At 38.0% G+C, this 16,995-nt stretch carries 9 protein-coding genes; 8 read left to right on the forward strand and 1 reads right to left on the reverse strand.

The annotated features are described in order from the left end of the window. Positions 1–69: 69 nt before the first annotated feature. The 5 genes from OZP13_RS16250 to OZP13_RS16270 all read left to right on the forward strand — a co-directional run bounded on the left by OZP13_RS16250 (position 70) and on the right by OZP13_RS16270 (position 4,332). Positions 70–1,305 (forward strand): glycoside hydrolase family 27 protein, encoded by a 1,236-nt coding sequence (locus OZP13_RS16250; protein WP_281297857.1) that lies wholly within the window; start codon positions 70–72, stop codon positions 1,303–1,305. Positions 1,306–1,316: 11 nt separating this feature from the next. Next, the gene (locus OZP13_RS16255; RefSeq protein WP_281297858.1) at positions 1,317–2,285 is read left to right on the forward strand and encodes a glycoside hydrolase family 5 protein; all 969 of its coding nucleotides are present in this window, start codon (positions 1,317–1,319) and stop codon (positions 2,283–2,285) included. 177 nt (positions 2,286–2,462) lie between these two features. Continuing rightward, positions 2,463–3,875, forward strand: a complete 1,413-nt coding sequence (locus tag OZP13_RS16260) for a T9SS type A sorting domain-containing protein (RefSeq protein WP_281297859.1) — start codon at positions 2,463–2,465, stop codon at positions 3,873–3,875. Positions 3,876–3,971: 96 nt separating this feature from the next. Continuing rightward, entirely contained in the window at positions 3,972–4,160 is a 189-nt protein-coding gene (locus tag OZP13_RS16265) for a hypothetical protein (RefSeq protein WP_349293480.1), read from the forward strand. A 46-nt stretch (positions 4,161–4,206) separates the two neighbouring features. Then, the gene (locus tag OZP13_RS16270) at positions 4,207–4,332 is read left to right on the forward strand and encodes a hypothetical protein (protein WP_269241194.1); all 126 of its coding nucleotides are present in this window, start codon (positions 4,207–4,209) and stop codon (positions 4,330–4,332) included. A gap of 325 nt (positions 4,333–4,657) precedes the next feature. On the opposite strand, the gene OZP13_RS16275 is transcribed toward OZP13_RS16270, so the two are convergent. Further along, complete coding sequence (locus OZP13_RS16275) at positions 4,658–10,639, reverse strand: hypothetical protein (protein ID WP_281297860.1); 5,982 nt, start codon at positions 10,637–10,639, stop codon at positions 4,658–4,660. A gap of 479 nt (positions 10,640–11,118) precedes the next feature. Between OZP13_RS16275 and OZP13_RS16280 the strand changes: the two genes are divergently transcribed. The 3 genes from OZP13_RS16280 to OZP13_RS16290 all read left to right on the forward strand — a co-directional run bounded on the left by OZP13_RS16280 (position 11,119) and on the right by OZP13_RS16290 (position 16,796). After that, positions 11,119–12,963: an NPCBM/NEW2 domain-containing protein gene (locus tag OZP13_RS16280; protein ID WP_281297861.1), complete on the forward strand. Its 1,845-nt coding sequence runs from the start codon at positions 11,119–11,121 to the stop codon at positions 12,961–12,963. 41 nt (positions 12,964–13,004) lie between these two features. Next, the gene (locus OZP13_RS16285) at positions 13,005–15,470 is read left to right on the forward strand and encodes a glycoside hydrolase family 31 protein (RefSeq protein WP_281297862.1); all 2,466 of its coding nucleotides are present in this window, start codon (positions 13,005–13,007) and stop codon (positions 15,468–15,470) included. Between the two features lie 267 nt (positions 15,471–15,737). Then, positions 15,738–16,796: a glycoside hydrolase family 43 protein gene (locus OZP13_RS16290; protein ID WP_281297863.1), complete on the forward strand. Its 1,059-nt coding sequence runs from the start codon at positions 15,738–15,740 to the stop codon at positions 16,794–16,796. Positions 16,797–16,995 lie beyond the last annotated feature (199 nt).

The following is a 16,995-nucleotide window of genomic DNA, read 5'->3' on the forward strand; positions in this document are numbered from 1 at the left end:
GGCTATTTTATTCCTCCAGCTAAAGCAGGAGGCAATTCAAATATAAAATATAATTAATAAACATTAAAAATGAAAAAATTACTCCTCAGTTTACTTTTAACCGGAACAACAATTCTGGGCTTTTCGCAAGGCAACACCCGAAAACAAGAATTAGGAAAATACAAAGGCCTGGCAATGACTCCGCCAATGGGTTGGAATTCTTGGAATACTTTTGCCACCAATATCGACGAAAAATTAGTCAAAGAAACCGCCGATATTATGGTCTCGTCTGGAATGGCAGCGGCGGGTTACAATTATATTGTGCTCGATGACGGCTGGATGACCAAAGAACGAGACGAAAATGGTGATTTAATTCCCGATCCCGTAAAATTTCCAAGCGGAATGAAAGCCATAATCGATTATGTGCATTCCAAAGGACTGAAATTCGGCTTGTACAATTGCGCCGGAACGCATACTTGTGCGGGTTATCCTGGAACTCGTGGTTACGAATACCAAGATGCTCGTTTTTATGCCAAGTTAGGAATCGATTTCTTGAAGTACGATTGGTGCAACACTGCAGGAATCACCGCCAAAGAAGCCTATAATACAATGAGTAATGCGTTGAAAGTGGCTGGAAGACCCATCGTTTTCAGCCTTTGCGAATGGGGCGACAATCAACCGTGGGAATGGGGTGAACCCGTTGGAAATCTTTGGAGAATTTCGGGCGATATTTATCCTTGTTTTGATTGCGAATTCAAGCATCCTGAAAATTGGTCGTCCTGGGGATTTATGAAAATTGTCGAAATGCGAAAAGACATCCGTAAATATTCGGGACCAGACCATTGGAACGATTTCGACATGATGGAAGTGGGCAACGAAATGACAACCATCGAAGATCGATCTCATTTTGCTATGTGGTGTATGATGGCATCACCTTTAATCGCTGGAAATGACTTCCGAAAAATGAAACCTGAAACCTTGGCTATTTTGACCAACAAAAATTTAATTGCCGTAAACCAAGACAAATTAGGTATTCAAGGATTCAAATTAACGGTAGAAGACGGAGTGGAAGTTTGGGTAAAACCTTTGTCGGATGGTGCTTGGGCAATCACTTTTTTGAACAGAACCGACGCTCCCAAGAAAATCAATTTCGATTGGAAGAAAAACCCAATCAAGGATGCCGATTTTGGTTACGATGCCGATTTTAACAAAACCATCTTCAAAATCAAAGACCTTTGGAAAAACAAGGAAGCAGGAACCACCAAAAAGAATTTCACTGCCGATATTGTCGCTCACGACGTGATTACGTTGAAATTAACTCTTTAAATTTAGAAAGCATGAACTTCAAATCTAAAATTATAGTGCTTTTGCTTGTGTTGATTTCTAGTGTGACAAGCGCACAATTCGTGAAAAAACACGGCCAACTTAGTGTCAAAGGAACGCAGTTGGTTGATAAAAACCAAAACCCAATTGTATTGAGAGGAGTGAGTTTGGGTTGGCATAGCATTTGGCCCAGATTCTACAATCAAAAAACGGTGGCTTGGCTCAAAAAAGATTTCAATTGCACGATTGTTCGTGCTGCGATGGGCATCGAAATTGGAGAACATCCTTATGTAAAGGAACCTCAATTTTCCGAAGATAAGATAGAATCCGTAATCAAGGGAGCCATCAAATCCGATATTTATGTCATCATCGATTGGCACAGCCACAACATCAATTTGAAAGAAGCCACAGCCTATTTTGATAAAATTTCGAAGAAATATGGCAAATATCCAAACGTGATTTACGAGGTTTTCAATGAACCCGATTATGAAACTTGGCCAGAGGTAAAAGCCTATTCCGAAGCTATAATAAAAGTAATTCGTGCCAATGATCCTGACAATATAATTTTGGTGGGAAGTCCAAAATGGGATCAAGATGTGCATCTTCCCGCTGCTGATCCCATCAAGGGCTATGATAATTTGATGTACACGATGCATTTTTATGCCGCCACTCACGAAAAATGGTTGCGAGATCGAACAGATGAAGCGATGAAAAGTGGCTTGCCTATTTTTGTTTCCGAATCGGCAGGAATGGAAGCTTCTGGCGATGGACCAATGAATTACAAAGCTTGGCAAGAATACATCGATTGGATGGAGGCCAAAAAAATTAGCTGGATCACTTGGTCCATTTCCGATAAAGACGAAACCTGTTCGATGCTGAAAAAATCCGCAAATTCCGAAGGCAAATGGAAAGACGAAGACCTTAAAGAATCAGGTTTGAAAACTCGGGAATTAGTAAGGAAGTATAATGCCGAAATGAAGTAACTCTTTTCCAAATCCTAAACAACGCTTTTTATTAACAGAACAAAGTATTATCTTAATAAAAAAGCGTTGTTTTTTTAATTTAGTGCTTAAAAAAGTGATAATTTTTATGTAATCGATTACGCATATTGCTTTTTGTTGTAATTTGCACTACATATTGAATTAAATCACTTTTATACAATGAAAAAAATATTATTTTTAAGCCTCTTTTGGATTGGGCTTTACAATGCCACTGCTCAAAATTATTACATGGCGAGTCCGGAAGGTTTTGGCGCAGCAGCCACTGGAGGTGGAACTCCAACGGTTTTGAATACAGTAACGGTTTCAACCTACACTGCCTTAAAAAACGCCCTTAACTCAACAGCTACTGCAAATGCAGTAATTTTGGTTTCAGGTACGATTGACTGTGTTTATACGAGTGTGTTACTTACCAATAAAACTATTATAGGCTTGCCGGGTGCGAAACTTAGAAACACACAAATTACAATAACTGGAACTCAACCAATACCAAGTGATATCGCTACATCAGCTGCTAATTCTGGAATTTTATCTATTAAACCAGGCTCATCAAATGTAATTATAAGAAACCTTATTTTTGAAGGCCCAGGTGCTTTTGATTGTGATGGCAGGGATAATCTTACGAATGAAGGCACCAATATTTGGGTAGATCACTGTGAATTTCAGGATGGAATTGATGGAAATTTTGACAACAAAGGAGAAGCAGATAATGTAACTATTTCCTGGTGTAAATTTACTTATTTTAAAGATCCAACACCCAGAAATGAATTAAAATTTACAAACGATCATCGTTTTTCTGATTTGGTAGGTTCTGGACCAGAAGCAGAGAATGCTCCAACAGATGGGCATTTCAGCATTACTTTTAAAAATTGCTATTGGGCTGAGGGTTGTGTAGAGAGAATGCCAAGAGCAAGAAATTCAGAATTACATATTTTAAATTGTTATTATAATACAGGTGTAGGAAAGTTAGCCATAGGTGTTGGCGGTGGAACTAACGGTAGCACTTGTTATGTGGAAAATTCTGATTTTGTTAAAGTTGGAAGTACGGGGACTACTAATATTTTTAAAAACTATACGGATGATGGCGGAACGGTTGGGCTAACATTCAATGGATCTGTGAGAGGTACTTCAGCTACACCTATTGGATCTTATACAGGTACTGCAGTTGCTGTAAAACCTACTTACTCTTATACCGTGCTTCCTGTAGCCAATGTAGCGGCTTATGTTTCCAATGCAAGCTGCGGAGCAGGAGCTACTTTGCAAGTTTCGCCAACGGGAGCAATTTCTACTAGTTGCGCTAATTTAGGCGTAAAAGATCAGACATTAAATATGGGCAATCTTTATCCAACAACTGTTGATGCTGTTTTAAATATTGATTTATCGGATAGTATTTCTGGAAATGCCACCATAAACATCTTTTCGGCTACAGGTCAAAAAGTTTTTTCGTATTCCAAAAATAATGTTTCCCCTTCTGAAAAATTGTCGGTTAATGTAGCGGACTTGTCTAAAGGAATCTACTTGTGTAATCTTAAAGTTGGTGAAGTTTCCAATACTTGGAAGTTTATCAAGAAATAGTTTTTCTTTAAAAAACATCATAAGGGCTTGCAGAAATGCAGGCCTTTTTTGTATTGGGAAGGTAGGTGTTATTGTTTCTTGCGGTTCCACCATCGAATGGCTGAAAAACGAACTGCAACTCTTTGGCGAAAGCCGGAAAACGGAAGCGATGGGACATCAGTTCAAGATAATAACGGCGTTTATGTCGTGCCAGCTTTTAGCGGATTGGGTGCGCCTTATTGGAATAGGAGCCGAAAAGCATCTATCAAAGAACTGACTTTCGATTCCAAAAAAATCATGTTGTGATGGCGACTTTGGGAAATATTCTTTTCAAAATCAAAGCCGTTTTGGATTGCTGCATAAAGGTACCGGTGTTCCCGTCCAAGAATTGATGGTCAACGGTTGTACAGGCCATAATTTTGTCATGAAATCCTTTGAAGGATTTGCTCGATGGCAAAGTGATAAAAGTGCCATCTAATGTCGCAGGTTTCTGGCTTTGGTCGCAGGAATTTTAATGCCTTGGAAGAAGTGCGGCAATTGTTTGGAAAAAGATTCGCTTTGAGTTCGGGTAAATATTCTGAAGCAGGAAAGCAGTATCAGCTTAGGAATGAACGGGTAGATAATACCATTTAGAAATATAAAATAATCCAATTCTTGCTCCATCTCCTTTGGAGAGGGTTGGGGTGAGGTTAAACAAAAAAAACTATTTTATATTTCTAAATGGTATAAAGTCCTATTTTACAAAATGAAAGAAGCCGTCTCTTGTGAGACGGCTTCTTTTGGTTTTTAATTAATTTGTGGTTTTAATAGGTCATCAACTTAACTGCTTTTTGACCTTCAGCATCTTTGACAACAACTATCCAAATACCTTTGTTTAAATTAAATTGGGTATTTTCAATAGTATCGAATGATTTGACTAATGCTCCATTTAAATTATAAACATTCACTTTTGTGTTTGATTTTACATTAGACACCACTATGACATCTTTGTAGGCATACACATTTACATTCGAATTAGCAAGATGTTGTTTGATTCCAAGAGCTGGATCATTGGCAATCAATTGAGGAATTGGATCCCAACCATCAGAACCTTTGGTGAAATTCAAAGTAGTGATAGCTGTACCATCTGTCAATGTAGGCGAAGACAATTTAGTAGCCCAGGATGCGCGACTTGACGAGTTGTCTACTCCCGAATTTTCAATTGTTCCGTATTCGTACATTTTGGCAGATATTCCTCCCAATGAATTTTGCCATCCAAGAGGTTTAATCAATGATAATCCTTCCGATCCCGGGAAATTACTTGTTTCGATTGTAGTGTTGTAAAACACCACTTCGCTAGTAGTTGCTTGCCAAGGACGACCAAAATAACCTGGTTTAGAACGATAAGTAGAAGCTGTTTCAGTTCCTGGAATAGCTGTTGTAACATTACATTCGTACATCAAGTATCCTCTTCCTGAAGCTTGTTGGGCAGCTGTTAAGTAAGATTCGTCTCCGCTAACATCACTGGTATTCATGGCTAAATCAGTTTTATAAAAAACAGCGGTCATTCCACCAAAAATATAATCGACAGCTCCCATCATTACTCCTTTGTAAACGACCACTCTTGAGCCTACACCACCAAAGAAAGAATCCTGACGGCCTACAACTCTACATTTGTTCAATACCACTTTGTCAACATTATTTGTAATCGAAAGGGCAGCTGCTCTTTCTACAAAACTTCTGTCTTGAACTGCAGTATTTCCAATATTTGTTGGACGTACTCCTTTGCTTTCCGAAGTCCACATTACCACAACATCCTCAGATTCTTTTTTAGAGATGTATTGATTGAATGAGTTTTCGAAGATAATGTCGTTGGCTTCAAAACCATTGGCATAAACAACAACTGTTGCATTCCAATAAGAACCATTGGTAGTACCCGATCCTTTGTTTTCATAGGTTAGGTAGCCATTCTCTTTATTTGTTTTTAGTACATCGGCATTCCATTTTTGGTTGTTCTTCATACTATAGTAATTGTAACCATGTCCATAATATGATGTAATACGAACCGCTCCATCTTTAATGTCAACACCTTTGTTTAGTAAGTCAATATTAGGAGTAGTTGCCGCATTTTTTAAAGTAACATTTGCTTGTGTTATTTCCAGCATTTCTTCATAATTACCTGGATCAATCATGATAGTTACGCGATCTGAACTGGTACGAGTCATTTTAGAAACGGCACTAAGCGCAGCATTTATAGTTTGATACTCTTTGTCTGTACCAACTGTAATTATTGATTTGTAAGGGTTACTTCCGCCAACTGCTATATTTGTAAAATAAGTAGTTGCAGCACCTGAACCAACGGTAATGGTTACAAAACCAGGAACAGAACCAGCATATGAATATTCTACATTTTCAAAAGTAGTTGTACTATTGCTTGCCGTTGTAATTGCAGTTCCTCCCTCGATAGAGAAGTCGGCACTGTAGTAATAGGTAATAGTAACTTTGTCTCCAACATTTACAGGGACTTTAATAGTTGCTCCTGCTTTAGTGGTGATGTGTCCTTTGGCAATTTCATTGGCAATGGTACCTGTAAATAACATTCCTTTATAGGCTGGCGTTCCATTTGCAATAACTTTATCGTCAAATGACCAATTGGTAACTGGTTTGAAATCGAATGCTTTTGAAGTATTTGCTCCATTCACGGTTAGGTTAGAAATTAATCCTGTTTCAACTGGATATTCATCTAAACCACTATAAGCAACGGTGTAAACACCATTTCGCAAAGCTATACCTGAAACGGAACTGAAATTGTACACATAACCCGATTCATTCAAATTTGTGAAAGTCAAAGCTAATTTAGACAACTGGGTAGCATCCAATCCTGTAGTATTAATGGCTACGTTGTAAACCGGTTTAGCAGTAAAAGCAACATCAACAGCCACAGCTGCATTTCCGATTGTAATTTTATTCGAAAGAATTTCATAATTGTTGACACCTTGACCAGAAATCGTATATTCTACGTTAGGTTCTAATTGCACTGTATATGTCGCTGCTCCAGTATTTATAACTGGTGTTGGAACATAAATTTTATTTGCTGATGCAGCTGGAACATAATTCAATGTCACTTTTGAAATATCGGTGCCTAAACCTGTAATATTTCCTGACACAGTGTGAAGTTCAACTGCTTGTATGGCTATGTCATAAGTTGTAGTGGTGTTTGTTACATTTAAAGAAGTCCCATTACTAATTATATATCCATTGGCTCCAGCTAAACTTAAAGCATAAGTATATCCTTGAGGAAGGTTAACATTATAAGTTCCGCCGGAAACAGCTGATGACCAAATTTTACCTGCTTCGTTAGTGAATACAATTGTGTAACCACTTGGTATTCCAGATGCCAATGTAACATCTACATTTCCTGTCAATGCTTTATATACCGCATCTTTTCTTAAAATTCTATAATAGCTTGGTTTGCCTTGGGTATCAAATACATGATAAGTACCAGCTTGTTTAGCAACAAAGTGTAGTTCTGTAACAGCTGTTGGAACTGAAACTTGGTTGGTTTGAGAGGCAGCGTCTGCTACATATTGAAAATTGATAATTCCACCTGCATCTGTGCTGGCGAAAATGGTAATTTCATCGTCTGCACTTAATGTAAGACTCATGTATCTTCCTGATGCTGCTGCGGCGTTAACATAAACTCTTCCCGTATAATCTACAGCTCCAGCAATGTTTTCGTCGAAGCGCGTAAGGTTAGTGTTTGTCGTTCTCAATCTGTCGTCTGAACCTCCAACCCAACTCAATACACCAGCGGTAAAAGAAGGCAAAACATTGGCAGTACTTCCTGCTACAATCGATGAATTATACCAAGAGTTAATGGTAGTGGCTGTTAATTGATTATTGAATAAGGACGTGTCTAATTGTACAGCTCCAAAATCCCAAGCATCCGTTTTGCCATTTGAAGCGACAATAGTTGCTGCATTTTCAATATTCATGCCGTGAATATAAAATTCAGCATTTGGAAATGAGGCACTTTTTAATGTTGCCGTAATTACACCTTTAGGGCCAGTATAGGTAAAACTTACTGCCGTCCCATCTGCGCCTCCAATGTTTTGAGCATTCACAGAACCTAAAACATTAGAATTGGAATCTTTAAACTCAAAAACTCCGTCAGTTCCACCGCCATAGGTACAAACCACGAATGTTACTGTAGCATTACCTGCAACTATGATATCCATAGAGTTTCCAGGAAAGAATACCGCTCCGTGTGCTGCATCATGATATCCGAATTTTGAGGCATCCACAGTAGTGTTGCTTTTTAAATTAAGAATACCATCACTTGTTGTAAAAGTGTTGTAGCGCAATGCTTGGTAACTTGTTTGTGGAAGAACAGTGCCATTTGCAAAATTATAGGTATAGGTTTTTCCGGGTATTGCTTCAACCACCACACTATTGTCTGCTATGTTTAAAGCATAGGTTGTAGGATTCGAAGTTGGATCAGAAAAAGTGATGGTAAGCACATTTCCATTTGCAGCAACAGAAGCAATATCACCAGTTAGAGTTGGTGTATAATAAGATAAAGCTTTGCCGTTTAAAGGAATTTGTATTGATGCTGTTTCATTTGTTGCACTTATAACAGTCCCAGTACTTAATGCTACAGTTGCATTAGCGCTAGCATCTGCACCTGCGGTAAATGTAACAACGGTTCCATTGATAGTAATTGTTCCTGCTTTTTGAACCCAAGGAGTCAATGAAACAGGAGTTGTAACTGGTACAACTTCAATATATGGAACATAATTTGTACCTGTAAAATCTAATGTTACCACACCGGCAGTACCAACGTATAGAAAATCTACTGAAGTTCTATTTGTATCAAAATTGGCTAAGGTAGTAGAGGATTGAGATGATTTATCGAAATTTCCTGTTGCACTTGAAACTGAAATTGTACCTGCGGAAAAAATACTACCACCAACTTTGATATACGAATTACCGTTAACTTGTAATTTAATTTGATTACCTGCTTTTAGGACAGAACCGTGTTGTGAACCATTATAACCATAAGTATTACTTGCACCTGGAACAATTTCTACCAATCCTTTGTTTATGCCAACATTTCCAGGCGTAATTTTAGGAATAATGCTTCCATCTCTAAAGTCAAAGAAATAAGGTACATTTTTAACAGATGCAGTGTAAGCTGCTCCCATTTGGGCAGGTATCACACTTACAGAAGGTAGGTAAACATCACTTCCGGGAGTAACTGCTTTGAAGTTCAATGCTTTTGAAGCACCTGAATAAACAAAATCATAAGTATCAACTAAATCAGTTGTGACTTTTGTGGCTTGAGTTCCCAAATCACCAGAAACTGTTGCCGTTCCCGACATACTTAAAGAAGAATATTGTGAGCCAAGAAATTTTAGTGCGCTACTTCCAGCAACAGCAATGTTCATTTCTTGATTTGCTTTTAAATCCAGACCATAAGTTGTGCCTTGATGAGTATACGCACCAGCCAAAGTTAGCAACCCATCTGTACTTTGTTTATTTGTTATGATAGTGCCATCTGTAAAATCATATTTAGTAGTTCCATTTAAATAACTATTGTCATATAGCTTAATAGTGTATGTTTTGGGGTCAGTACTGCTATTGGCATAAGTAATATTTAAATTGCCTCCAGAAATTGTAGCTGAAGCAATATCACCGGAAACAGTAGGAGTAAGAGTAGATATATTGCCTCCTAAATCAATGGCAACAAATCCATTATCAGGTAATGAACTTAATACAACACCACTACTTAGCGTAATTGTAGCGTTATCTGTTGCTGTGGCTCCAGAACTTAAGTTAATGGTAACTCCATTCAGCGTTACTGTACCTGATTTTTGCACATAAGTGCTTAAAGAAACAGCATAAGGATTAGGAGAAATTTCTATGTATGGCAAGTATGCTGTTCCTCCGCCTGTATGATTAAGAACTACTGTTCCAGCTGTACCAACATAAAGAAAATCTACATATAATGGATTTCCATCGCTAAATGTAGCTCCTGTGTTATTGTTTTGAGAAGTTACGTTAAAAGCTCCTGTAGCACTAGAGGCAGTGATTACTCCTGCGGAATATTGATCTGCTGCAACTCTAATATAGCTGTTTCCGGCAACTTGCAATGTTATTTTATTGCCGTCTTTAAAAGTGATACCGTGCTGGATACCATTTAGTCCAAGTCCATTTGTAGCTCCTGCCTCGATCTTGAACAATCCTGCTGTTATGGTATTTGGAGGACTAGAAGGCACAATACTTCCGTCCCTAAGATCAAAATAATAAGGAATGTTTTTTTCTGCTACTGTAAAGTTTTTTCCTAATTGCGCAGGAATAACTTCAATCTTTGGCAAATAAACATCATTACCCGTTCCCGCAATAGTTTTAAAATTTAAAGTTTTTGCAACACCAGAATATACAAAATCATAAGTATCCACTTTATCGGTGGCTACTTTTGTAACTTGTGTTCCCAAATCCCCTGAAACGGATGCAGTACCCACCATCTTTAGGCCAGAATAAGTAGATCCAAGAAAACGAATCGTACAACTTCCTGGTACGGCGATGTTGATTTCCTGATTCACTTTTAATTGTAGACCATAGCCAGTTGGACTATTATTGTGCCAAATATAAGCCCCGGCTAATGTTAGTTTCCCATCAGTACTCTGCTTCGCAGTAATAATGGTTCCGTCCCTAAAATCATAGGTGACAGCATTTGTAATTTGCCCCTGTACCAAAGACGCAAAAAACAACAATGCGAATAATAAAAAATAATTTTTTTTCATAAAACAAGTAGGTTAGTTATTTTTAAACTCTGAAATAAGTGTAATCGATTGCGCAAATTTAATTTTTTTTTTATCAATACATAAAAAAACAGCCATTTTTTTTTACGCATTACTTAAATTGTACCTATTTTTTTATACATTATTTAAATCAAACCTGTTTTTTAATAATTGGTAATAAATTAAACGAAGCAGTATCAGATTTGCAATAACCCGGTAAATTAATCTATAGTTTTTGCTAGGCATAAAGGTTGTCAAGTTGTATTTCGTAGAATTTTAAAAGCTTTAAGAGTATTTATCTTTCCACTAAAAAAGAGGAAGCTTTTTCCTGAAAAAGATCATCCCAAACTTGAATCACAATCCTTCTATTTATTAGCTGTTTTTTTGCCATATTAATTTGTTTTTGTGCCTTTTTTTAAATTACATTTACAAATGTGAATACTACACTTATGAACAAATTATTTTACCAAAAAATAATAGAAATGATTCAATCTAAATTTTACAAAATCGCATTCGCCGTTTTATGCTGTTCTATATCCATTTATTCTGTTCAATCCCAGACCAAAAGAGACTTTCATGATTGGGCAGCAACTCCGCCAATGGGCTGGAATAGCTGGGATTGCTTTGGTCCCACGGTTACCGAGGCAGAAGTAAAAGCCAATGCCGATTATATGGCTAAATACCTAAAACCCTACGGATGGAATTATATTATAGTCGATATCAGATGGTATGTGGGCAATGACAAAGCACACGGATACAACGAAAAAGATCCCGATTATGTCTTGGACCAATACGGCAGATTTATGCCGGCAGCAAACCGTTTTCCTTCGGCGGCGGGAGGAAAAGGTTTCAAACCCTTGGCCGATTACCTTCATAATAAAGGCTTGAAGTTTGGAATCCATATTATGCGAGGCATTCCCGTAATCGCCGTAAAACAAAACTTGCCCATAAAAGGAACGAATTTCACGGCCAAGGATATTTATTCCGATAAAGACCAGTGCACTTGGTTGCGCGATATGTACACGGTAGTTCCCACCAAGCCGGGTGCGCAAGAATATTACAATTCACTTTTTGAATTGTATGCTTCTTGGGGATTGGACTTTGTCAAGATTGACGACCTTTCTTCGCCTATTTATTTTGAAGGAGAAATCGATATGATCCGCAAAGCCATTGACCGCACGGGGCGTAAAATCGTTTTGAGTACTTCTCCCGGCGAAACTCCAATTGCACACGCCGATCACGTGCAGAAAAATGCGAATATGTGGCGTACCGTTGGTGATTTTTGGGACAGTTGGCAACAATTGAAAGAGCATTTCGAAGTCTTCGAACGTTGGAACAAATGGCGAGCTTACGGTGCTTATCCCGATGGCGATATGTTGCCGCTGGGGCGAATTGGCATCCGGGCAGAAAGAGGCGATCCTCGAATGACGGCCTTTACCAAGGATGAACAATATACCTTGATGACTTTATGGAGCATTTTCAAATCGCCATTGATGTTTGGCGGAAACCTTCCGGACAATGATCCTTTTACGCTTTCGTTGCTGACCAATAAAAACGTGTTGAAAGTGTTGAACGAAAGCACGAACAACAAACCGCTTTTCACCGACAAAGACAAAGCCGCTTGGATGGCTGACGAACCAAAAACAGGAGCCAAATACTTGGCGGTTTTCAATACAACCGACCAAAAAATGGTAACCGAAGAAAAAGCGGTTTGGAACAGCGGAATAATTTCAAGAGCAACTCCAGGTCAAAGTGCCAAGGTTGACATTGCTATTTCGGGTGCCAAAAAACTCTATTTAATAGTAAATGATGCAGGCGATAATACGGATTGGGATCACGCCAACTGGATTGAACCCACTTTATACAACGGAAACGACTCTATCAAACTCACCAGTTTGAAGTGGAGAAAAGCAACATCAGGCTGGCAAAAACCAAAGCTGAACCAAAGCGTTTCCGGCAATAGCTTGATCACGAAAAAAGTTAAATATGAAAATGGTATCGGCACGCATTCCAATTCCATTATAGAATTTGATTTGCCGGAAGGCTACACTCGTTTTAAAACCATTGTTGGTTTAGACGAAGCTTGTATTTCTCAAAATGTGGGTGCCACTGTGAAATTTTTAGTCTTTACTGAAAATCCTTCGGGACCACCGCCACCGCCAAGCGCAAAAATATCCGTAAACCTGAAAAACTTTGGACTTTTGGACAACTATTTGATTACTGATTTATGGTCAGGAAAAGTAGTTGGACAATTTTCGGGCGAGTTTGCTCCCGAAATCAATTCGCACGGAGCGGGTTTATATAAATTGGTAAAAGTGTCGAAATAGGTTGAGTTCAAAAAAGAGTATTAATATCTAAAATTGTTATCGTGAAACAAAGAAGCCTAATTTTATGTTGCCTACTATTTGCAGTACAATTATTTGCTCAAAATTATCAGAAAACGGCTTTGGGTCTAAAAACCAAACTTCAGTCCATTGATGTTGAAGTTCAGTTCTACAGTCCAAGTATTGTTCGTGTTTTAAAATCACCCCAAGGAGTCGCTTTCAAAAAAGAAAGCCTATCCGTAAACAAAAAACCGCAGGAAACAAAATTTACAATCCAACAAAAAGGAGACGTCGTTTCGATGAAAAGCGAAAAATTGAAAGTGGATGTTGATTTAAAATCGGGTAAAATATCGTATTACACACTTGCAGGAGTTGCACTTTTAAAGGAAACAGAATCAGGAGCAACCTTTACTGATTTTGATGATGCAGGATCTAAAACCTATGGCATCAATCAATTATTTACACTAGATAATGACGAGGCTATTTATGGTCTGGGGCAACAACAGCGAGGTAAATTGTCTTTGCGTGACGCAAAAATCAACATGGTGCAAGGCAACACGGACGACTATGTTCCTTTCCTAGTTTCTACAAAAGGGTACGGATTGTTCTGGGATAATTATTCTCCGACTACTTTTGAAGACAAACCCGACAGTACTTCATTCAAATCGGAGGTTGGCGATTGCATTGATTATTATTTTATGGTGGGCGGAAATATTGACGGATCCATTGCGGGTATGCGGGAACTTACCGGACAAGCTCCAATGTTCCCATTATGGACATTTGGTTATTGGCAAAGTAAAGAACGATACAAAAGCCAAAATGAATTGGTAGGCGTTGTGAGTAAATACCGTGAACTGGGTGTTCCTATTGATGGAATTATTCAGGATTGGCAATATTGGGGCAACAATTACCTGTGGAATGCCATGGACTTCCTCAACCCCGAATTCCCAAACCCAAAAAAAATGGTGGATGATATTCACGACATGAATGCACACGTAATTATTTCTATTTGGAATTCATTTGGACCACAAACCAAGCAATTCCGAGAAATGCAACCCAAGGGTATGCTTCTAAATTTTGGCACATGGCCTCAATCAGGATTGGAAGCTTGGCCGCCAAATCGGGACTATCCATCAGGTGTTCAGCCTTATGATCCTTACAATCCAGAAGCTCGCGATATCTATTGGAGGTATTTGAACAAAGGTCTTTTTTCTGTGGGAATAGATGGTTGGTGGATGGATTCATCAGAACCAGATCATCTGGATTTCAAACCTTCCGATTTTGATTTAAAAACCTATCTAGGCTCATTCCGTAAAGTACGCAATGCTTTCCCGTTGATGACGGTAGGAGGAGTTTCAGAACACCAACGTGCAGCAAGTTCGGACAAACGCATTTTTATCCTTACCCGCTCAGCATTTGCCGGACAGCAACGTTACGGAGCCAATACATGGTCAGGCGACGTGAATTCATCTTGGCAATCGTTACGCAACCAGATACCCGCTGGTCTGAACTTTTCGATGAGTGCTATTCCTTATTGGAATACTGATATTGGTGGTTTTTTTGCAGGTGCGTACAAAAAAGGATGGGGTGACGGAACCAAGAATCCATCGTTTCAAGAATTATATGTTCGCTGGCTTCAGTTTGGTGCATTTACTCCCATGATGCGTTCACATGGTACAGATATTCCTAGAGAAATATATAATTTTGGAAAAAAAGGCGAAACAATCTATGATGCGATAGCCAAAACAATCGATTTGCGTTATTCACTCTTGCCATACATTTACTCTACTGCTTGGGATATTACGAATAGTCAATCCACCATGATGCGTGCTTTGGTAATGGATTTTAATGACAAGAAAGTGGTAGAGATGAACAATGAGTATCTATTTGGTAAATCAATATTGGTTGCACCAGTTGTTAATGCCCAATATACTCCGGAAACTATTGTAAAATCAAACGAAGAAACAGGTTGGAATAAAAATAATGATGCCAATGGTGCTAAAGCACAAGCGGTTACTTTTACTCAAGCTAAATCAACAAAAGTGTATTTGCCAGGAGGAACGGTTTGGTATGACTTCTGGACAAACGAGAAAATCAAAGGAGGTCAGGAAATAGAAAAAACAACAACTATCGATGAAATTCCTTTGTATATTAAAGCAGGAAGTATAATTCCTTTTGGTCCCCAAGTGCAATATGCTATGGAGAAAAAATGGGATAATTTAGAAATTCGTGTTTACCCTGGAACCAATGGTGAATTCACTTTATACGAAGATGAAAACGACAATTACAATTATGAAAAAGGAGCCTTTTCGACAATTACATTCAAATGGAATGATAAAGCACAAACACTGACTATTGCTAAAAGAAAAGGAAGTTTCAATGGGATGTTGAAAAATAGAATATTTAATATAGTACTTGTAAATAAGAAAAAAGGAACAGGAGCAACTATCACTTCTAAATTCAATAAAACAATAATCTACAACGGAAAAGCAATATCCGTAAAACTATAAACAACTAAATCAAGCCCCCAGAATTTGTTAATGGACAGATTTTGGGGTTATTTTTAATGTCTTCATTCCACAAAATCTACTTCTTCTAAAAGCATCAAATCAAAATTATGGGCTTCATAATTTACAAGTCGTTTTTTTATCAGGTTGATTTGTTTATATGCTTTTTTAAATTACATTTACAAATGTATAAAACACACTTATAATAAATTTTTTTTAGTGGGAAATAAAAGTTCATTATAATGCTAATAAATTCCTTGAAAAACACCTATGAAAAAATTAAAATCCCTTATTGTTTTTAGTTTTCTGCTTTTTGTCGGCACTTCGGTTTTGGCACAAAAAACCAAAGTTCCTAAAGAAAAAGATATGGGAGCATATCTAATGGTCTATTTTAAAGACAACACCCACGGTTTGTATATGGCCTTGAGCAAAGACGGTTACAGTTTTACCGATGTCAACAATGCCAAACCCATCATAGCCGGTGATACGATTGCCGAACAAAAGGGAATTCGGGATCCATATATTTACCGAGCACCTGATGGAATGTTTTATTTGGCTTTGACCGATTTGCATATTTATGCCCAAAAAGAAGGTTATCGCACAACCGAATGGGAACGCGACGGCAAGCAATACGGCTGGGGAAACAACCGTGGATTGGTGTTGATGAAATCGCCCGATTTGATTCATTGGTCACATTGCATACTCCGTGTGGACGAGGCTTTCCCGGAATTGGCAGACATTGGTTGCGCATGGGCTCCAGAATTGGTCTATGACGACAAAAAGCAAAAAACGATGATTTACTTTACGATGCGTTTTGGCGCAGGTGTAAACAAAGTCTATTATGCTTATATGAACAAGGATTTTACGAAAATGGAAACCCTTCCAAAATCTATTTTTGAATATCCAGAAGGTAAAGAATACATCGATGCCGATATTACAAAGATTGGTAACAAATATCACATGCTTTTTGCCTCGCACAATGGAGGCGCACATATTGAGCAAGCCATTTCTGATTCTATAAATACCAATTATCAATTAGACCCAAAACGTGTTGATCCTGAAAAAGTAGGTTGCGAAGCGCCAACCATTTTCAAAAGAATTGGCGAGAATAAATGGGTGTTGATTTATGATATTTACCGCATCGACCCGCATAATTTTGGGTTTAGCGAAACTTCCGATTTTGTCAACTTTACAAACTTGGGACACTTTAACGAAGGTGTTATGAAAACCACCAATTTTTCTGTACCCAAACATCCAGCGGTAATACAAATCACGAAAAAAGAAGCCCAAAAATTGGCTAAAAAGTGGAACTGCAAAATAAAATTTTAAAAATCCATTCAAACTAACCATTTTTTTGAATTGCCTCCAGCTTTAGCTGGAGGAAAGGGATTAAATAAAATTGGCTTTAGCCAAAACATTTTTTTTTTGACTAAAGCCAATAGATAGCATTATAATTTTTTTCTCCAGCTAAAACTGGAGGCAATTAATCTTTTGAAAACAGAATGACGGAATAATTATAATTTTAAAA

Source organism: Flavobacterium limnophilum, from assembly GCF_027111315.2.
Taxonomy (GTDB): Bacteria; Bacteroidota; Bacteroidia; order Flavobacteriales; family Flavobacteriaceae; genus Flavobacterium; species Flavobacterium limnophilum.